Origin of the sequence: Prauserella endophytica (assembly GCF_005146945.1) — a bacterium.
Lineage (GTDB): Bacteria > Actinomycetota > Actinomycetes > Mycobacteriales > Pseudonocardiaceae > Prauserella_A > Prauserella_A endophytica.
The window spans coordinates 20,614-39,247 of the sequence record NZ_SWMS01000005.1 but is presented as its reverse complement, the minus strand read 5'-3'; the positions used below and the strand labels follow the sequence as shown (position 1 = coordinate 39,247).

Annotated in this window: 18 protein-coding genes; 7 read left to right on the top strand and 11 right to left on the bottom strand. The window is 71.6% G+C overall.

Annotated features, from left to right (window positions below; all coding sequences use genetic code 11):
* Positions 1-86 precede the first annotated feature (86 nt).
* On the bottom strand, positions 87-962 hold the full coding sequence (locus tag FCN18_RS11180) for a 2-hydroxy-3-oxopropionate reductase (RefSeq protein WP_228713871.1): 876 nt from the start codon (positions 960-962) through the stop codon (positions 87-89).
* Positions 959-1,783, bottom strand: a complete 825-nt coding sequence (locus FCN18_RS11175) for a hydroxypyruvate isomerase family protein (protein WP_112271926.1) — start codon at positions 1,781-1,783, stop codon at positions 959-961. Before FCN18_RS11175 ends, FCN18_RS11180 begins: the two co-directional genes overlap by 4 nt.
* 129 nt (positions 1,784-1,912) lie before the next feature.
* Between FCN18_RS11175 and FCN18_RS11170 the strand changes: the two genes are divergently transcribed.
* The 5 genes from FCN18_RS11170 to FCN18_RS11150 are packed head-to-tail and all read left to right on the top strand — an operon-like array spanning position 1,913 to position 5,462.
* Entirely contained in the window at positions 1,913-2,383 is a 471-nt protein-coding gene (locus FCN18_RS11170) for a helix-turn-helix domain-containing protein (RefSeq protein WP_137094846.1), read from the top strand.
* Positions 2,384-2,436: 53 nt separating this feature from the next.
* The gene (gene uraD, locus FCN18_RS11165) at positions 2,437-2,910 is read left to right on the top strand and encodes a 2-oxo-4-hydroxy-4-carboxy-5-ureidoimidazoline decarboxylase (protein ID WP_137094844.1); all 474 of its coding nucleotides are present in this window, start codon (positions 2,437-2,439) and stop codon (positions 2,908-2,910) included.
* Positions 2,907-3,230, top strand: a complete 324-nt coding sequence (gene uraH, locus FCN18_RS11160; RefSeq protein ID WP_113642339.1) for a hydroxyisourate hydrolase — start codon at positions 2,907-2,909, stop codon at positions 3,228-3,230. Before uraD ends, uraH begins: the two co-directional genes overlap by 4 nt.
* 5 nt (positions 3,231-3,235) lie before the next feature.
* Positions 3,236-4,132: a factor-independent urate hydroxylase gene (gene pucL, locus FCN18_RS11155; protein WP_113642338.1), complete on the top strand. Its 897-nt coding sequence runs from the start codon at positions 3,236-3,238 to the stop codon at positions 4,130-4,132.
* Positions 4,133-4,142: 10 nt separating this feature from the next.
* Positions 4,143-5,462 carry a nucleobase:cation symporter-2 family protein gene (locus FCN18_RS11150; RefSeq protein WP_137094842.1) on the top strand — a complete coding sequence of 440 codons (1,320 nt, stop codon included), beginning with the start codon at positions 4,143-4,145 and terminating at the stop codon, positions 5,460-5,462.
* On the opposite strand, the gene FCN18_RS11145 is transcribed toward FCN18_RS11150, so the two are convergent.
* Positions 5,443-6,300: an alpha/beta fold hydrolase gene (locus FCN18_RS11145; protein ID WP_137094840.1), complete on the bottom strand. Its 858-nt coding sequence runs from the start codon at positions 6,298-6,300 to the stop codon at positions 5,443-5,445. The two genes, FCN18_RS11150 and FCN18_RS11145, sit on opposite strands and share 20 nt — an antisense overlap.
* Positions 6,301-6,364: 64 nt before the next feature.
* Between FCN18_RS11145 and FCN18_RS11140 the strand changes: the two genes are divergently transcribed.
* Positions 6,365-6,949, top strand: a complete 585-nt coding sequence (locus FCN18_RS11140) for a TetR/AcrR family transcriptional regulator (protein ID WP_456107162.1) — start codon at positions 6,365-6,367, stop codon at positions 6,947-6,949.
* Positions 6,950-7,001: 52 nt separating this feature from the next.
* On the opposite strand, the gene FCN18_RS11135 is transcribed toward FCN18_RS11140, so the two are convergent.
* From FCN18_RS11135 to FCN18_RS11115, 5 genes are all read right to left on the bottom strand, one after another.
* Entirely contained in the window at positions 7,002-8,423 is a 1,422-nt protein-coding gene (locus FCN18_RS11135; protein WP_113642335.1) for an NCS2 family permease, read from the bottom strand.
* 94 nt (positions 8,424-8,517) lie between these two features.
* A complete protein-coding gene (gene pucD, locus FCN18_RS11130) occupies positions 8,518-10,809 on the bottom strand; it encodes a xanthine dehydrogenase subunit D (RefSeq protein ID WP_137094838.1) in 2,292 nt (763 codons plus the stop codon).
* Positions 10,806-12,140, bottom strand: coding sequence for an 8-oxoguanine deaminase (locus FCN18_RS11125; protein ID WP_112271909.1), 1,335 nt, complete (start codon positions 12,138-12,140; stop codon positions 10,806-10,808). The genes pucD and FCN18_RS11125 overlap by 4 nt, the downstream gene beginning before the upstream one ends.
* Complete coding sequence (locus FCN18_RS11120; protein ID WP_112271907.1) at positions 12,137-12,598, bottom strand: (2Fe-2S)-binding protein; 462 nt, start codon at positions 12,596-12,598, stop codon at positions 12,137-12,139. The genes FCN18_RS11125 and FCN18_RS11120 overlap by 4 nt, the downstream gene beginning before the upstream one ends.
* Entirely contained in the window at positions 12,589-13,452 is an 864-nt protein-coding gene (locus FCN18_RS11115; RefSeq protein ID WP_112271905.1) for an FAD binding domain-containing protein, read from the bottom strand. The genes FCN18_RS11120 and FCN18_RS11115 overlap by 10 nt, the downstream gene beginning before the upstream one ends.
* 124 nt (positions 13,453-13,576) lie before the next feature.
* Here FCN18_RS11115 and FCN18_RS11110 point away from each other — a divergent pair, with 124 nt between their 5' ends.
* Complete coding sequence (locus FCN18_RS11110) at positions 13,577-14,974, top strand: PucR family transcriptional regulator (RefSeq protein WP_112271903.1); 1,398 nt, start codon at positions 13,577-13,579, stop codon at positions 14,972-14,974.
* A gap of 79 nt (positions 14,975-15,053) precedes the next feature.
* On the opposite strand, the gene FCN18_RS11105 is transcribed toward FCN18_RS11110, so the two are convergent.
* Genes FCN18_RS11105 through aceB form a run of 3 tightly spaced genes read right to left on the bottom strand, consistent with a single transcriptional unit; the run spans position 15,054 to position 18,602 of the window.
* The gene (locus tag FCN18_RS11105; protein ID WP_112272110.1) at positions 15,054-15,809 is read right to left on the bottom strand and encodes a LamB/YcsF family protein; all 756 of its coding nucleotides are present in this window, start codon (positions 15,807-15,809) and stop codon (positions 15,054-15,056) included.
* Between the two features lie 13 nt (positions 15,810-15,822).
* Entirely contained in the window at positions 15,823-17,028 is a 1,206-nt protein-coding gene (locus tag FCN18_RS11100) for a DUF6986 family protein (RefSeq protein ID WP_137094837.1), read from the bottom strand.
* Positions 17,028-18,602, bottom strand: coding sequence for a malate synthase A (aceB, locus tag FCN18_RS11095; RefSeq protein WP_112271899.1), 1,575 nt, complete (start codon positions 18,600-18,602; stop codon positions 17,028-17,030). Before aceB ends, FCN18_RS11100 begins: the two co-directional genes overlap by 1 nt.
* Positions 18,603-18,634: the final 32 nt, after the last annotated feature.

Genomic DNA, 18,634 nt, shown 5'->3' with positions numbered 1-18,634 from the left:
TGTACACACCTTTCGGGGAGCGGGCGGCCGTCCCTGTGCTTGCCGGCGTGGTACGGCCGCCCGTGACCTGTGAGAAGTGGGCCGCGTCAGGCGCGGCCGGACAGCTGCTCGACCACCTTGAGCAGGGCGGAGTGGTCGAGCGAGCCGTGGCCCATGGCCCGCGCGGCGGCGAGCAGCTGGGCGACGAGCCCGGTCATGGGCAGTGCCACGTCGGCCTGCCTGGCGGCGTCGGTGGCGATGCCCATGTCCTTGTGGTGCAGGTCGATGCGGAAGCCCGGCTGGAACTGCCGCGCCACCATCGACTCGCGCTTGAGGTCGAGGATGCGGTTGGCGGCGAGCCCTCCGGCGAGCACGTCGAGGCCGGTCTTGGCGTCGACGCCGGAGGCCTCCATGAGCACGATGGCCTCGCTGACCAGCCCGTAGATGCCGCCGACCACGAGCTGGTTGGCGGCCTTCACCACCTGGCCCGCTCCATGGGGGCCGACGTGCACGACCGTCTTGCCCAGCGCCTCGAAGACCGGCCTTGCCGCGGCGAAGTCGGCCTCCTCGCCGCCGACCATGATCGACAGCGCGGCCTGCTTGGCCCCGGCCTCGCCGCCGGAGACCGGCGCGTCGAGCACCCGCACGTTCTTGTCCCGGGCGGCCTCGGCGATGGCGATGGACGTCTCCGGCCGGATGGTGCTCATGTCGATGAGCAGCGCGCCCGGTTCGGCCGACTCCAGCACGCCGCCCTGGCCGAGCACGACCTCCTCCACCTCGGGGTGGTTGGGCAGCATGGTGATCACGACGTCGGCGCCCTGGACGGCGTCGGTGACCGAGGCCGCGGCGGTGCCGCCGTCGGCGGCGAACTCGTCCACCTTGGCCCGGCTACGGTTGTAGCCGCTGACGGTGTGCCCCGCTGCCACCAGGTGCTTCGCCATCGGCATGCCCATGATGCCGAGGCCGATGAAAGCGATCTTCACGCTGCCCTCCTCTCGCGCGGCAGCCAGGCAAGGGACGTCTCGCTGTCGCTGGTCGGCTTGTACTCGATACCCACCCAGCCGGTGTACCCGGCGGCCTCGACCGCGGCGAGGTGCCCGTCGAGGTCTAGCTCCCCGCTGCCGGGCTCGCCGCGACCTGGGGCGTCGGCGATCTGCACGTGCCCGATGCGCCCGGTGTGCTCGGCGATCACGGCCGCGACGTCATCGCCGTTGACGGCGAGGTGGTAGAAGTCGGCGAGCAGCGTGACGTTCGGCCTGCCGACCTTGTCGATCACCGCGAGCGCGTCGGCCGCGGTGAGCAGCGGGTAGCGAGGCGCGCCGGAGAGCGGCTCCAGCACCACCTGCGCGTCCTGGCCCGCCGCCGCGGTGGCCAGCTGGTCCAGGGTGGACAGGGCGAGCTCGTCCTGCTCGGCGGGCTCGACGCCGTCGAGCCGGTTGCCGTACAGGGCGTTGAAGGTGCGGCAGCCGAGCCGTTCGGCGATGCCCAGCGCCACGTCGGCGCTGTCGCGGAACTCGGACTCCCTGCCCACCCAGGACACCAGCCCCCGGTCGCCCGCTGGCATGTCACCCGCGAAGAAGTTCAGCCCGACGAGCTGGACCCCGGCGTCGTTCACCGCGGTCACGAACGCGTCGACCTCGGCGTCCGCGGGCACCGCGACGGTGAACGGCCACCAGAACTCGATGGCGGTGAACCCCGCGGCGCGCGCGGCGGCGGGCCGCCGCAGCAGCGGCAGCTCGGTGAACAGCATGGACAGGTTGATGTCGTAGCGCAGGTCGTGCCGTGCGCCGGTTCGTTCGGACATGGGACCACGCTTTCTGGCTTTGCCCGTTTACGCTAGTTTTTCGTATTGTGGAAGTAAGTTTTCGTACTATGACAGTAGCGATGTGATCCTGGCCTCGTCAACGGTCCGGACGGGAGATACGTTGCAGGCGTGGAGCTGGAAGCGGAGTTCACGAGCGAGCCGTTCCGGGGCGAGGGGGAGCCGCCCGCGCACGCGGTCGAGGCCATGCGGGCCGCCGGCCACGCGGGCCTGAGCACCGACTTCGGCCCGCTCGGCACGTCGGCGAGGGGGGATGCGGACGCGCTGCTCGACGCGCTGCCCGCGATCGTGCGGGCCGCACTCGACGGCGGCGCGACGCGCCTGACGCTGCGCATCCAGCGGCCCGGCGAAAACGGCGCGACGCCGTCCGAACCGGGCAGCGTGCTCGACCGGATGGTGCGCGAGGTGGAGGCCGAACTCGGCTCCCCACTGCGGGAGCTGGACCGGCCCGGCAAGCAGCGAGCGGTGCGGCTGCTCGAGGAGCGGGGCGCCTTCCAGCTCAGGAAATCGGTGGCCGCGGTGGCGGAAACGCTCGGCGTCACGCGCTTCACGGTCTACAACTATCTGAACCGCGAGCACTGATCGTTTCAACAAATTGTTGACTCACGGCTCCTCCTCGCCTTAGCTTCTCCGGAATGAGCGAACTCCGGCTGACCGAGTTCAACTCCGCCGATCCCGATCGGCTCCGTCCACTCCTGACCAGTTGCCTCGCGGTGCCGAGGTGGGTGGAGCACGTGCTCGCGGGCCGCCCCTACGGTGATCGGTCGGCCCTGCTCGCCGCCACGAACCTGGTGCTGCGACCCGACGAGATCCACATCGCGATGGCGGAACACCCGCGCATCGGCGAAAAACCGGCGAGTGGAGCGTCACGCACCGAGCAGTCCGGTGTGGACGATGAGGCGGCGCGCCGGTTCCGCGCGGCCAACGCGGCGTACGAGGACCGCTTCGGCCACGTTTTCCTGGTGTGCGCCAGCGGCCGCAGCGGCGAGGAACTGCTGGAGATTCTGCGGAAGCGTCTCGGCAACGACCCGGAAACCGAACTGGCGATCGCAGGTGAGGAACTGGTCAAGATCGCCCGGTTGCGACTGGAGAAGGCGGTGGCCGAATGAGCCTCGTGACCACACACGTTCTCGACAACGCGAGAGGACGGCCCGCGGCGGGGATTCCCGTGCGACTGGAGGCGCTCGACGGCGAGTGGACCACGCTCGCGCAGGACCGCACCGACGACGACGGACGCGTGCGCGAACTCGGCCCGGAGGCGCTGCCCGTGGGCGTGTACCGGCTCGTCTTCGACACCGCGGGCTACCTGGGCCCCGAGGCGTTCTTCCCCGAGATCACGGTGTGTTTCCGCATCACCGACCCGCACGCACACCACCACGTGCCCGTACTGCTCAGCCCGTTCGCCTACTCCACCTACCGAGGGAGCTGATCCGCGTGGCCATCAGTCTGGGCCCCAACCAGTACGGCAAGGCAGAGGTCCGGCTCGTCACCGTGGAGCGCGAGGGCCCCGTGCACCACCTGAAGGACCTCACCGTGTCGACGTCGCTGCGCGGCAGGCTGGAGCGCACCCATCTCACCGGGGACAACACCGACGTCGTCGCCACAGACACGCAGAAGAACACCGTCTACGCCTTCGCCAAGGAGAAGCGCGTCGGCGAGATCGAGGACTTCGCGCTGCGGCTGGGCAGGCACTTCGTCGGCTCCTTCGAGCAGATCAACGGCGCCAGGGTGCTCATCTCCGAGCACGGCTGGGACCGCATCGACGTCGGCGGCAGACCGCACGACCACGCGTTCTCGCGGGCGACCGGCGAGCAGCGCACCACCGCGGTGACGATCCAGAACGACCGGGCGTGGGTGGTGTCGGGACTGACGGACCTCGTGGTGCTCAAGTCCACGGGCTCGGAGTTCCACGGCTTCCCGCGCGACAGGTACACGACTCTGGCCGAGACCGACGACCGGATACTGGCGACCGCCGTCACCGCGCGCTGGCGCTACCGCTCGACGGAGCTCGACTGGAGCGGCTCGTTCACCGAGATCCGCCGCATACTGCTCGAGACGTTCGCGACCAAGCACAGCCTGTCGCTGCAGCAGACCCTGTACGCCATGGGCGAGGCCGTGCTCGAGGCGCGGGACGAGGTCGCCGAGGTCCGCCTCTCCCTGCCGAACAAGCACCACTTCCTCGTGGATCTGGGCCCGTTCGGGCTCACCAACGACAACGAGGTCTTCTACGCCGCCGACCGGCCGTACGGGCTCATCGAGGGCACCGTGCTGCGCGACGACGAGGACCCGAAGGACGCCGAGCTCGCCTGGTACACGCTGCCCGCCTTCTAGGGAGGCTCAGATGCACCCCGTCGACCGGAAACCGCCGCTGCCTCAACTGCTCGCGGGAGGTTTGCAGCACGTCGCCGCCATGTACGCCGGCGTGGTGGCTCCCCCGCTCATCATCGGTGCGGCGGTGGGTCTCTCGCCGGGCCAGCTCAGTCTCCTGATCAGCGCGAGCCTGTTCACCGCGGGGCTCGCGACGCTGCTGCAGACGCTCGGCGTGTGGCGGTTCGGCGCCCGGCTGCCGCTCGTCAACGGCGTCACGTTCGCGACCGTGGCTCCGGTGCTCGCGATCGTGGAGCAGCACGGGTCAGGCGACGCGCTCGGCGTCGTCTACGGCGCGACGCTCGTGGGTGGGCTGCTCGTGGTGCTCGCCGCGCCGTTCTTCTCCCGGCTCACGCGGTTCTTCCCGCCACTGGTGACCGGGACCGTCATCACGCTCATCGGGGTCTCGCTGCTGCCGGTGGCGGTCGGCTGGATCGCGAACCAGCAGCCATCCGCGAACGGCACCGGCCTGTTGCTGGCCGGCATCACGCTCGTCGCGGTGCTCGCGTTCAACCGGTTCCTCTCCGGTTTCTGGAGCCGGATCGCGCTGCTGCTGGGCCTGGTGGTGGGCACGCTCGTCGCGTGGCCGCTCGGCGAGGTCGACACATCGACATTGACGGAGTCGCCCGCGTTCGGCATCGCGACGCCGTTCCACTTCGGCACGCCGCACTTCGAGGCGGCGGCGATCATCTCGATGGCGATCGTGATGCTCGTGGTGATGGCCGAGAGCACCGCGGACATGCTCGCGCTCGGCGAGATCGTCGAACGGCCGACGAGCGAACGGACGCTGGCGGACGGGCTGCGGGCCGACGGCTTCGCCACCGCGCTCGCCACCGTGTTCGGCGGCTTCGCGTGCACGGCGTTCGCCCAGAACGTGGGGCTCGTGGCGCTGACGCGCATGGTGAGCCGCTACGTGGTGGCGGCAAGCGGCGCGATCCTGGTGCTGCTCGGCATGTTCCCGGTGACGGGCGGCATCGTGGCACTCGTGCCGCAGCCCGTGCTCGGCGGCGCCGGCCTGGTGCTCTTCGGCAGCGTCGCGGTGGCGGGGGTGCGCACGCTCGCGAAGGCGTCGTTCGAGCGGCCTGCCAACATCACGATCGCCGCCGCCGCGCTCGGCATCGGCCTGATTCCCATCGCGGCGCCGGAGTTCTACGACCACTTCCCCTCGGCCCTGCGCACCGTGCTCGACTCGGGTATCAGCGCGGGCTGCATCGCCGCGGTGGTGCTGAACCTCGTGTTCGGCGACCGGGTGAAACGCGTGCGCGAGCGGGAGCTCAGTCGCGAGCCCGCATGACGGGAGTGTCCACCACGAACTTCCGGATCGTCTCGGCGAGCAGCGCGGGCTGGTCCTCGGGGACGAGCGTGTAGCTGTCCTCGACCTCCACGAGCCTGCCGTCGGGGAACAGCTCAGCGAGGCGCCTGCCGTGCTCACGCGGCATGAGCTTGTCCTCGGTCGCCCACACGACCAGCACGGGGCCGGTGAACGAGCGCATGCGCTCGGCCCAGTCGAGCAGGGTGCGCTTCGGCGGCATCGAGGCGCCGTAGCGGGCGAGGTCGCGGCGGATCTCCGGCCGCGACCTCGCCGGCTCGAACCAGCCGTGCATCACCTCGGCGGGCACCGGCCGTTTCGACATCCAGCCCCAGGCGCCCGGCGCGCGCTGGACGAACCGGAACCGCAGCAGCGACAACAGGACCTTGAGCCCGCCGGGCACCTTCGTGGTGAGCGCCAGCATCCGTCCCGGCAGGCCCGGCGGGTAGTTGTCGAACGCCTCGCACGCGGTGAGCACCACGCGGGCGAGTCGCTCGGTGCGGCCCTCGGTGAGCAGGAGCTGGCCGCCGCCCCAGTCGTTCAGCATGAGCGTGACGTCGCGCAGGTCAAGCCGCTCCAGGAACTCACCGACCAGCAGGCCGAGCCCGCGCAGGCTCAGGTCGGCGTCGGGTCGCATCGGTTTGCGGTGGCTGCCGAGCGGCCAGGTCGGGAGCACGCAGCGGTAGCTATCGCCCAGCTCGGCGACGACGTTGCGCCACACGGTGGAGTCGATCGTGACGCCGTGCAGGAAGACGAGCACCGGCCCGTCTCCGCCGGTGTCGGTGTACTCGATCGGACCCGCCGACAGTTCCACCTCGGGCATCACGGCCACCCCCACTGCGATTTGATAGATCGCTCTACTGGGAGCGTAGCCTAGGATCGGGCTCGTGGCGAGTACGAGGGAACGCATCATGCGGGCGAGCGCCGACCTGTTCCGGCGCAACGGCTACACCGGCACCGGGCTCAAGCAGATCGTCGCCGAGGCGCAGGCGCCGTTCGGCTCGCTGTACCACTTCTTCCCCGGCGGCAAGGAACAGCTCGGCGACGAGGTGATCCGCGAGTCGGGGATGCTCTACGGCCAGCTGTTCGACATCTTCATCGCCCCCGCGCCGGACCCGGTCAGCGGCGTCGAGGCGGCGTTCGCGGCGGCGGCCGACACGCTCGTCGAGACCGGCTACGCCGACGCCTGCCCGATCGCCACGGTCGCGCTGGAGGTCGCGAGCACCAACGAGACCCTGCGCAGGGCCACCGCCGACGTCTTCACCGCGTGGATCGACAAGGGCACGGAGACCTTCGAGCGGTTCGGACTGTCCACCGAGGACGCCCGCCGCCTCACCATCGCCGCGGTGACGAGCCTGGAGGGCGCCTTCGTGCTGAGCCGGGCCCTGCGCGACACGGAACCCCTGAGGGTCGCGGGCACCACGGTGGCCACCCTCGCCCGCGAGCTGTGGAGCGGTTCACCGATGCAGTGAAGGCCACCTTCACTGCGTTGAACGCAGGCATGGTGGCCTTCACTGCAGTTGGTCAGCCGACGAGGGCGCCCATGGCGAAATAGGCGAGGAACACGGCTGCCAGGGTGCCCACCAGCCAGCCGACCTCCCGCGCCTTGCCCCGGCCGAGCTTGATCACCACGTAGGCGACCAGGCCGGCGCCGATGCCGTTGGTGATCGAGTACGTGAACGGGATCAGGGCCGCGATCAGGAACACCGGGATCACCACATCGGTGTCCTGCCAGGGGATCCGGCGGCACTGCGACATCATCATGCCGCCGATCACCACCAGCGCGGGTGCCGCCGCCTGCGCCGGCACCACCGCCGCCAGCGGCGTGAGGAACAGCGTCGCCGTGAACAGCCCGCCCGTGACCACGCTCGCCAGGCCGGTGCGCGCGCCCTCGCCCACCCCGGCCGCCGATTCGAGGAACACCGTGTTCGGCGACGAGCCCGTGAGCCCGCCCGCCACCGCGCCGATGCCGTCGGCGACGAGGATGCGGCCCATTCCCTCCACCTTGCCGTCGCGCACCAGGCCCGCCTCCTGCGACACCCCCGTGATCGTGCCCATCGCGTCGAAGAAACCCGACAACACGAGGGTGAACAGGAACACGCTCGCCGTCACCACGCCCGCCGAGGCGAAACCGCCGAGAAGGTCGATCCGCCCGAGCAGGCCGAAGTCCGGCGACGCGACGACGTGGTCGGGCACGGTGGGCTCCACGAGCCCCCAGCCCTCGACGTCGAACACGCTGTTGACGACGATCGCCAGCACGGTCGCGGTGAGGATGCTCAGCAGCACCGCACCGGGCACCGCCCGGCTCACGAGCACGATCATCAGCAGCAGCCCGGCGCAGAAGATCACCACGGGCCACCCGGCGAGATGGCCGTCGGTGCCCATGCGCACGGGCACGGTGGAGTTCTCCGCGTCCGGTGTTCGCGTGACGAACCCGGCGCTGACCAGGCCCACCAGAGCGATGTAGAGGCCGATGCCCACGGTGATGGCGGTCTTGAGCGCGGCCGGGATCGCGTTGATGATCCGCTCCCGCACGCCCGAGACGGCCATGAGGACGATGCAGAACCCCTCCACCACCACGAGCCCGAACGCCTGCGCCCATGTCATCGCCGGTGCCAGCTGGAACGCCACGATGCCGTTCACTCCCAGCCCCGCGGCCAGCGCGAGCGGCGCGTTGCCGATCAGTCCCATGAGGACGGTCGTCACCCCGGCCGCGAGCGCGGTGGCCGTGGTGACCTCCTCGGTGGTGAGCCGCGCGCCGGTGATGTCGGCGGAGGCCCCGAGGATGAGCGGGTTCAGCAGCACGATGTAGCACATCGCGACGAACGTCGTGATTCCGCCGCGCACCTCGCGGCCGATCGTGCTGCCCCGCTGGGAGATGCGGAAGAACCGGTCGAGACGCGGTTCCGGTTTGCCGTGAGGACGATCAGTGCGCAGCTGCGTCATGACGGACTCCACTACGTCGTGGGTACGTGGTCGAGGGCGCGCGGCACCGCCGCGAGTGCCCGGTGAGGGCACCCGCGGGGCACAGAAGCGGAAATCAGGTACCGGTGAGGTGTTCCGGGCGCACCGGCACCCGGTCGAGCGCCAGTCCCGTCGCGGCGCGGATTGCGGCCACGATCGCGGGTGTCGACGAGATCGTCGGGGGTTCCCCGACTCCCCGCAGGCCGTACGGGGCGTGCGGATCGGCCAGCTCCAGCACCTCGATCCGCATCGGCGGCATGTCCAGCACCGTCGGGATGAGGTAGTCGGTGAACGACGGGTTGCGGATGACGCCGCCCCGCGTCTGGATCTCCTCCATCACCGCGAGCCCGAGCCCCTGCGCCGAACCGCCCTGGATCTGGCCGAGGACCGCCTGCGGGTTGAGTGCCTTGCCGACGTCCTGCACGCAGTCGAGCGCGACCACCTTCACCAGGCCCAGCTCGGTGTCCACGTCCACAACGGCGCGGTGGGCGGCGAAGCCGTACTGCACGTGGGCGTTGCCCTGCCCGGTCTCGGGGTCGAGTGCCTCGGTGGGCCGGTGCCGCCATTCCACGGTCTCGTCGAACGCCTCGCCGTCGAGCACGTCCACGAGGTCGGCGAGCACCCCGTCGTGCCGAGAGACCACCTTGCCGCCCGCGACGCTCAGCTCGGTGTGCTCATGGCCGAGCACGCGGGCGGCGTGCGCGACGAGCGCCGCCCGCACCTTCAGTGCCGCCGCGCGTACCGCGCCCCCGGTCATGTAGGTCTGCCGCGATGCCGACGACGAACCCGCGCTGCCGATCGAGGTGTCCATCGGCAGGATCGTCACCTGCTCCACGCCCAGCTCCGTGCGGATGATCTGCTGCAGGATCGTCACGAGTCCCTGGCCGACCTCGCACGCCGCCGTCTGGACGGTCGCCGCGGGCTCGCCGCCGACGGCCTCCAGCCGCACGCGCGCCGTCGAGTAGTCGTCGAAGCCCTCGGAGAAGCAGATGTTCTTGATGCCCACCGCGTAGCCGACGCCGCGCACGACGCCCTCGCCGTGGGTGGTGTTGGAGACCCCTCCGGGCAGGCGTCGCAGGTCGAGCTCGCCGGAGCGCTCGGCGGGCAGCGGCATGGCCCGCAGCCTCGTCAGCAACTCCTCCACGGGCGCCGCCGAGTCGACCACCTGGCCGGTGGGCATCACGGTGCCCTCGCTCATCGCGTTGCGCAGCCGCACCTCCACCGGGTCGAGCCCGCACGCCTCGGCGAGTCTGTCCATTTGCGACTCGTAGCCGAACGCCGCCTGCACGGCGCCGAAGCCACGCATCGCCCCGCACGGCGGGTTGTTGCTGTAGGTGCCCCAGCAGTCGACGGTCACGTTGGGCACGTCGTAGGGTCCGACGCCGAGCGTCGCCGCATTGCCGGCCACGGCCGCGGTGGTGGAGGCGTAGGCGCCGCCGTCGAGGTAGATCTTCGCCTTCACGTACACGAGGCGGCCGTCGCGGTCGGCGCCGTGCTCGTAGTACATCCGCGCCGGGTGCCGGTGCACGTGGCCGTAGAAGGACTCCTCGCGGTTGTAGACCATCTTCACCGGCTTGCCGGTGTGCAGCGCCAGCAGGCACGCGTGCACCTGTATCGACAGGTCCTCCCTGCCGCCGAACGCGCCGCCCACCCCGGCGAGCGTCAGCCTCACCTTCTCCGGCGGCAGGCCCAGCGCGGCGACGATCTGCTGCTGATCGACGTGCAGCCACTGCGTCGCGACGTAGAGATCGACACCGCCGTCCTCGGCGGGCACGGCGAGCCCCGACTCCGGGCCGAGGAACGCCTGGTCCTGCATCCCGACCTCGTAGGTTCCGGTGACCACAACGTCGGCGGTCACATTCTGTTCGCCGCGCCGGATCGGCACGTGCCGCACCACGTTGCCACCGGGGTGCAGCGCGGGTCCCTGCCCCGCGACGGCGGCCTCGGAGTCGGTGACCGGTTCGAGCACCTCGTAGCCGACCTCGATGCGTTTCATCGCGCGGCGCGCGGTCTCGGGGTGGTCGGCTGCGACGAGCGCGATCGGCTCGCCCTGGTAGCGCACGACGTCCTCGGCCAGCACGGGCTGGTCGGGGTGTTCGAGGCCGTAGCGGTTCACGCCCGGCACGTCGGCGTGGGTCAGCACCGCGTACACGCCGGGCACCGCGAGCGCGGCGGCGATGTCGACGCCCGTGATCCGCGCGTGCGGGTGCGGGCTGCGCAGGGTCGCGCCCCACAGCATGTCCTCGTGCCACAGGTCCGAGGAGTAGGCGAACTCGCCGCGCACCTTCATCGTGCCGTCGGGGCGCACGGGGCTCGCGCCGATGCCCTGCGCCTCGGTGACGCCCGTGGTCTCGGTGGAGATGGTCATCGCAGTCTCCCGCTCGCGGTACGCAGTTCGGTGGCGATCGCGGACTCGTCGGCGGTGCGCAGCTCGCCGCGCTCCACGACGGTCTCGCCGCCCACCAGCAGCAGCTCGATGTCCGGCACGGCGCCGAGCACCAGCGCGGCCACCGGGTCGGTGATCCCGGCGTGACGAAGGCCGTCGAGCCGCCACACGGCGAGGTCGGCGAGCTTGCCCGGCTCCAGGGAGCCCAGCTCGTCCTGCCTGCCGAGGCACCGCGCGCCGCCCATCGTGCCCATCCACAGGGCCTGCCGCACGGTCAGCGCCTGCGGCCCGCCGCGCTGGCGGGCCTGCAGCAGCGCCTGGTGCAGCTCCTCGCCGAGGCCGCCGGACTCGTTGGACGCGGCGCCGTCGACCCCGAGACCGACTGGCGCACCGGCCTCGAGCAACTCGCGCGCGGGTGCGATGCCGGTGCCGAGCCTGCCGTTGGACGTGGGGCAGTGCGCCGATCCGGTGCCGGTCTCACCGAGCCTGCGGATCGCGCCGGGGGCCAGGTGCACGGTATGGGCGAGCCACACGTCGTCGCCGAGCCAGCCGAGCGAGTCGGCGTACTCGGCGGGCGTGCAGCCCACCTCGGCGAGGCACTGGCGCTCCTCGTCGAGGGTCTCCGCGAGGTGCGTGTGCAGCCGGACTCCCTTGCGCCGCGCCAGTTCCGCGGCCTCCTTCATCAGCCGCTCGGTGACCGTGAACGGCGAGCACGGACCGGCCGCGATGCGGATCCGCGCGTTCGGCGAGGGATCGTGGTAGGTGTCGATGGCGTGCTCGGTGCCGCGCAGGGCCGACTCGATGTCCTCCACGAGGTGGTCGGGTGGCAGCCCGCCGTCGGACTCGCCGCGGTCCATCGAACCGCGCACGAGGTGCCCGCGCACGCCGATCCGCGTGACGGCGGAGACCAGCGCCTCCACCTGGTCGCCGCCATCGCGGGGGAACACGTAGTGGTGGTCCGCCACGGTCGTGCAGCCGGTGAGCGCGAGCCGCGCGAGCCCCGCCGTGGCGGCCGCGTGCGTGATCTCGGCGTCGAGCCCGCCCCAGACCGGGTACAGCTCCACCAGCCACTCGAACAGCGTCGAGTCGGCGGCGAGCCCGCGCGTGGCCCACTGGTACAGGTGGTGGTGGGTGTTGACGAGGCCGGGCGTGACGAGACAGCCGCTGCCGTCCACGCGCCTGCCATCCGTGGTGGGCGCGGGTCCCTCTCCCACGGCCACGATGTGCTCGCCGTCCACGACGACGTGCCCGCTGCGGTACTCCGTGCCGTCCGCGTCGACCGTCGCGATCGCGGCGTTGTCGATGACGATCATCGGGCACCCGCCGCCAGCCGGACCGCGTCGAGGATCTTCTCGTATCCCGTGCAGCGGCAGAGGTTTCCGGCCAGTGCCTCGCGGATCTCCTCGTCGCTCGGCTCGGGCACCCGGTTGAGCAGGTCGTGGGCCGCCACGACCAGGCCCGGCGTGCAGAAGCCGCACTGCACGGCGCCCGCGTCCACGAAGGACTGTTGCACCGGGTCGAGCGCGTCGCCCTCGGCCAGGCCCTCGACGGTGCGCACCTCGCGGCCCTCGGCCTGCCCCGCCGCGACCAGGCACGAGCACACCGGCACGTCGTCCAGATACACCGTGCACGAGCCGCACTCGCCCTGCTCGCAGGCGTTCTTGGAGCCGGGCAGGCCCAGCCGCTCGCGCAGGACGTAGAGCAGGCTCTCGCCCTCCCACACGTCGTCGGCCTGTCGCCGCTCCCCGTTGACCGTCACGTTCAGGCGCATTGCAGGACACTCCCTCGGTAGCCGTCCCAGGCCCACGTCAGCGTCCTGCGCGCGAGGACGGACAGGGCGTGTGTGCGGTAGGCGGCGCTGCCGCGCACGTCGTCGATCGGGGTCGCCGCGCTCGCGACGAGGTCCCCGAAGCGGCGCTTGAGCGAGTCGGCCAGCGGCGCGGGCGCGTCCCACGGCAACTCGTCGAGCAGGAACCTCTCGGCCTCGCCGACCCGCCGCGGAGTGGGCGCCGCCGAGCCGATCGCGGCGCCGACGTGTCCCTCCCGGAGCACGATCGCGAACGAGCACACCGCGATCACCATCGCGTTGCGGGTGCCGATCTTCGCGAACTGCTCCCCTCCCGTGGCCGCGGGCAGGCGCACGGCCGTGATCAGCTCGTCCGGCTCCAGCGCGTTGCGCTTCACGCCGGTGTAGAAGTCCTCGGCCGCGATGAACCGCCGCCCGCGCACGGAGGCGACCTCCACGCGCGCGCCGGTCGCGAGCAGCACGGGGTGGGTGTCACCTGCCGGGGACGCGGCGCCCAGGTTGCCGCCGACCGTGCCCCGGTTGCGGATCTGGGGCGAGCCGACCGTGCGCGCCGCCATCGCGAGGCCCGGCAGCGCGTCACCGAGTTCGTCGATCACCCGCGCGTACGGCACGCCAGCGCCGAGGGTCACCGTCCCATCCAAAGTGGACCACTCGGCGAGTTCACCGATACGGGTCAGATCAAGCAGCGCCTCGGGGCGCCGGTGGTCGAAGTTCAGCTCGACCATGACGTCGGTGCCGCCCGCGATCGGCACCGCGTCCGGCCGCTGCGCCTTGATGGCGAGGGCCTCGTCGAGGCTGGTCGGTCGGAGGAAGTCCACGAGACGCTCCAGGAAATCGGGGTGTGACCCAGTACACCGCCCGGGCGCCGGTGGCGGCAACGGCCCGGGAGCATGAAAGAAGGGGCAGCGCACCGAGGCGCTTTCGTGCTTTCCTACAAACCTGATGACGCTGGTGAGAACCCTGCTGGAGATCCCTGAGCTGCGGATGCGGCTGCGCGCGGGCGGCGACCTGCTCGACCGCGTGGTGACCCGCATCTACGGCACCGAGCTGCCCGATCCGAGCCGCTACCTCTCGGCGGGCGAACTCGTGCTGAGCGGGCTGCTCTGGTGGCGTGGGCCGGATGACGCGGAGCCGTTCGTCGCCGCGCTCGCTCACGCCCGGTGCGCCGCGCTGGCGGCGTCGGGCGCCGACACCGGCGGCATCCCCGACGAGCTGGTGGCCGCGTGCGAGCGGCACCGGATGCCGCTGCTGGAGGTGCCAGCCGACCTGTCGTTCGCCGTGGTCACCGAGCGGGTGGTGCTCGCGCTGGCCGACGAGTCCGGCGGGGCACGCAAACGGTTGCTGTCGGCTGCCGCCGAGGACGCCTCGCTGCCCACGCTGCTCACCCACGCCGCGACGGAGCTGGGCGCCGACTGCTGGGTGTGCTCTGCGACCGGCCGCGTCGTCGCCGCGAGCGCATCCGGCGCTCCGCAGGAACGCACGGTGCTGCCGGTGGGTGGGCGCAGCGCCGTGCCGTGGTCGCTCGTCGTCGGCGCCGAGCTGGGACCGGGACTCACCGAGGTCGCCGAGGAGCTGGCGAGCCTCGTCGGACTCGCCAGGGCGCGGGAGGACGAGGTGCGCCGGGTCCGCATGCGCGTCGCCGCGCCGCTGCTCGCGCTGCTGGCCGACCCGGCGGGCAGTGCGGCCGAGCTGGCCACGGCGTTCGCCGCGACCGGCCTGCCCGCCGACCTCCCCCTGCGTGTGCTGCTGGCCCGCGCTCCCGGCGCGGGCGACATCCTCGGCGAGCTGCTCGCCGAGCATCGCGGCCCCGTGTTCATCGGTGAGCTCGGCGATGCGGGTGAGGCGTGCGCGCTCGTGCCCGCCGACGACGGCTGGCCGTCCGACTGGCCCGCCACGGCGACGCGGGCGCTGGAGCGGCTCGGCGGCGGTCGCGTCCTCATCGGCATCGGCGGGCCGGCCACGATGCCGGGCCTGCGCGGCGCGAGCGAGGAGGCAAGGCACGCCCTCGGTGCCGCGGCGCGGCGGGCCGAGCGCGTGGCCGTGCTGTCCGGCGAGGAGATCGGCGTCCACCGGCTGCTGCTCGCGGGCGCGCCCGACGAGCTGCGCCGCGCCCTGCGCGAGCGCACGCTCGGCCCGCTGGCGGGGCATCCCGAGCTGCTCCGCACCGTTCGCGTGTACCTGGAGTGCTCCGGCTCGCCCGCCAGGGCGGCGAAGGCCCTGCACGTCCACGTGAACACACTGCGGTACCGGCTCGCGCGCGCGGGCGAGCTGCTCGGCGCCGACCTCACGGACTTCCGCACGCAGGTGGACGTCTACCTGGCCCTGTCAGTGGACAACTGACCCACCGTCCGCAGTGAAGGCCACCTTCACTGCGTTCAACGCAGTGAAGGTGGCCTTCACTGCAGTTGGCTCCACCCGGCTAGGCGAAGGGGCGGACCTCCACGCCCGCGGCAAGGAGGCCCTTGCGGACCTGGCGGGCGATCTCAACCGCACCGGCCGTGTCGCCGTGCACGCACAGGGACCGCGGCAGCGCGGCAACGGAGGTGCCGTCGATGGCGGTGACCGTGCCCTCGGTGGCCATGCGCACACTGCGCCGCACCACCTCCTCCGGCTCGTGCACCACGGCACCGGGCAGACGGCGCGACACGAGCCTGCCCTCCGGCGTGTAGGCGCGGTCGGCGAAGGCCTCCTCCACGGCGGTCAGCCCCTCGGCCGAGGCCTGCCGCAGCAGCTCGGAGCCGGGCAGTCCGAGAATCGGCAGGCTCGGGTCGTACCGCCTGACGGCGTCGACCACGGCCGCGGCCTGCTCGGCGTGGTGCACCACGGCGTTGTAGAGCGCGCCGTGCGGCTTGACGTAGCGCACCCGCGTGCCCGCGATCTTCGCGAAGCCCTCCAGCGCGCCGATCTGGTAGAGGACGTCGTTCACCAGCTCGTGCGGGTCCATGTCGATGAACCGCCGCCCGAACCCGGCGAGGTCCCGGTAACCGACCTGCGCCCCGATCACCACACCGCGCTCGGCCGCCAGCTCGGTCACCTTGCGCAGCACGGACGGGTCCCCGGCGTGGAAACCGCACGCCACGTTCGCGCTTGTCACGATGTCGAGCAGCGCCTCGTCGTCGGTGAGGGGCCAGGCGCCGAAGCCCTCGCCCAGGTCACTGTTGAGGTCGATCACCATGTCGGTCACGCCGTCAGGGTAGGCGCCTCACCAGCCGGTCGAGCGCCGCCCGGTCCAGGGTCGTCAGCTCGGTCACCTCGGCCTGTGTGACGGCCCCGCAGTCGAGCCCCCGCACGAGGTAGGCGGCCAGCGCCTGCGCCGTGGCGGGCTCGTCGAGCACCGCGCCCTCGGTCTTGCGCACGTAGTCCCGCACGCGCGCCGCGGCCGACGGCAGGGTCTCGCGGAAGAACGCGTACGTCGCGGCGAACCGGCTCGGCAGCTGGTGCGGATGCAGGTCCCAGCCCTGGTAGAAACCGCGTTCCAGCGACCGCCGCACGAGCCGGAGGTGCTCGGCCCACGCGCCGTGCACTGCCTCGGCGTCGCCGACGGGCAGGCGGTTGGTGGAGCCGTCGGAGAGCCGCACCCCCGTGCCGGAGGCGGCCACCTGCATCAGCTCCTTGGCGAAGTCGGCGGCCGGGTGGTCCATGCTCTGATAGGCGCCGCTGATGCCAAGGCCCGCGCTGTAGTCGTAGGTGCCGAAGTGCAGCCCGCTGCACCGGCCGCCCGCGGCACGCACGATGCGCGGCAGCGCGACCGTCCCATCTCCGCCGAGCACCGACTGCGCCGTCTCGATCTGCACCTCGAACCGCAGCGAGCCCGCCGCGAGCCCGTGCACCTTCTCCAGCTCGCCCAGCACCTCGGCACACGCCTCGACCTGCTCGACGGCGGTCACCTTCGGCAGCGTCAGCACGAACCCCGGGGGCGGCTCGCCCAGCCCGCCGAGGAAGAGGTCCAGCGTGCGGATGGCCCGCCTGCGCGTCGGCGCCTCGAAGCTCTTGAACCGGATGCCCACGAACGGCGGCGGCGAGTCGGCGGCCAGTTCCCCCGCCACCCGCACGGCCTCGGCGTCCTCGGCGTCGTCACCGGGGTTGCCGTAACCGTCCTCGAAGTCCACGCGCAGGTCCTCGATCGGCTGTGTGCGCAGCTTCTCCCGCACCCGGTCGAGCACGTCGGCGGAGACGCCGAGCGTGGTCCCGTGCTCGGCGAGCACGGCCAGCGCCCGCTCGCCCCACTCGGCGGAAAGCCCCGCGTGGTAGGCGTTCGCGGGCACGTAGACGGTGTGCACGGGCTGCCGCCCGGCCGGCTCGCCGGGGTAGTCGGCCGCGACGCGCGCGTCGGCCTCGGCGAGGCGCGCGTCGATCCGCTCGTAGACCTCCCCGGGGAGCCGGCCTGCGGCCATTACTTGATCCGCTCGTAGGCGGGCAGGGTCAGGAAGTCGGCGAACTGCTCGGCGAGCGCGACCTCCTCGAACAGCTCCACCGCCTGGGCGAGCGTGTCGGCGTCGATGGCGCCCTCCAGCTCGCCGCGCACGTCGGCCAGCACCGAACGCACCAGCTCCTCGGTGACGGTCTCGCCGGAGTCGAGCGTGACGCCGTTGCGAACCCACTGCCACACCTGCGAACGCGAGATCTCCGCCGTCGCGGCGTCCTCCATGAGGTTGTGGATGGCTGCGGCGCCGTTGCCCGACAGCCACGAGGCGATGTAGCGGACGCCGACGTCCACCGCGCCACGCAGGCCGCCCATCGTCGCCGAGCCCTCGGTGGCGGCGATGTCGAGCAGCTGGTCAGCGGTCACGGAGACGTCCTCACGCAGCCGGTCGAGCTGGTTGGGCTTGTCGCCGAGGACCTTGTCGAACTCCTCCTTGCAGAGCTCGACCATGCCGGGGTGGGCCACCCACGAGCCGTCGAAGCCGTCGCCGGCCTCGCGCGCCTTGTCGTCGTGGACCTTCGCCATCGCCTTCTCGTTGACCTCGGGGTCCTTGCTCGGGATGAACGCGGCCATGCCGCCGATCGCGAACGCCCCGCGCTTGTGGCACGTGCGCACCAGCAGCTCGGTGTAGGCCCGCATGAACGGCGCGGTCATCGTGACGCTGTTGCGGTCGGGCAGCACGAACCTCTCGCCCGCGTCGCGGAAGTACTTGATGATGCTGAACAGGTAATCCCAGCGGCCCGCGTTGAGGCCCGAGGCGTGCTCGCGCAGCTCGTAGAGGATCTCCTCCATCTCGAACGCGGCGGGGATCGTCTCGATCAGCACGGTGGCGCGGATGGTGCCGTGCTCGATGCCCAGCGTCTTCTCGGCGTGGGTGAACACGTCGTTCCACAGCCGTGCCTCGAGGTGGCTCTCCATCTTCGGCAGGTAGAAGTACGGGCCCCGGCCCCGGTTGAGCAGCTCCTTCGCGTTGTGGAAGAAGTACAGGCCGAAGTCCACGAGCGCGCCGACGGCAGGACGGCCGTTGATCTCGATGTTGCGTTCGTCGAGATGCCAGCCGCGCGGGCGGACCACGATCGTGGCGTGCTCGATGTCGTCGCGCAGCTGGTAGTGCTTGCCGTTCGAGTCGAGCTCGATCGTGCCCCTGATCGCGTCGGAGAGGTTCACGTGCCCGGAGACGACGTTGACCCAGTGCGGGGTGTTGGCGTCCTCGAAGTCGGCGAGCCACACCTTCGCGCCGGAGTTCAACGCGTTGATCGTCATCTTGCGGTCGGTGGGACCGGTGATCTCGACCCGGCGGTCGCGCAGCGCGGCGGGCGCCTCGGCGACCTGCCACTCCGACTCGCGGACCTCCTTCGTCTCCGGCAGGAAGTCCAGCTTTCCGGTGCGCTTGGCCTCCTCGCGGCGTTGCGTGCGAGCCTCGAGAAGCTTGTCCCGCGTCGTCGCGAAGGCGTCGTGGAGGCCGCCGAGGAACTGCAGGGCTTCCTCGGTCAGCACCTCGTCGCCGCGCTCGACGGCGTCGCCGAGCACACGAACATCAGACATGCGAACACCTCAGAGTCTGGTCAGGATAACGA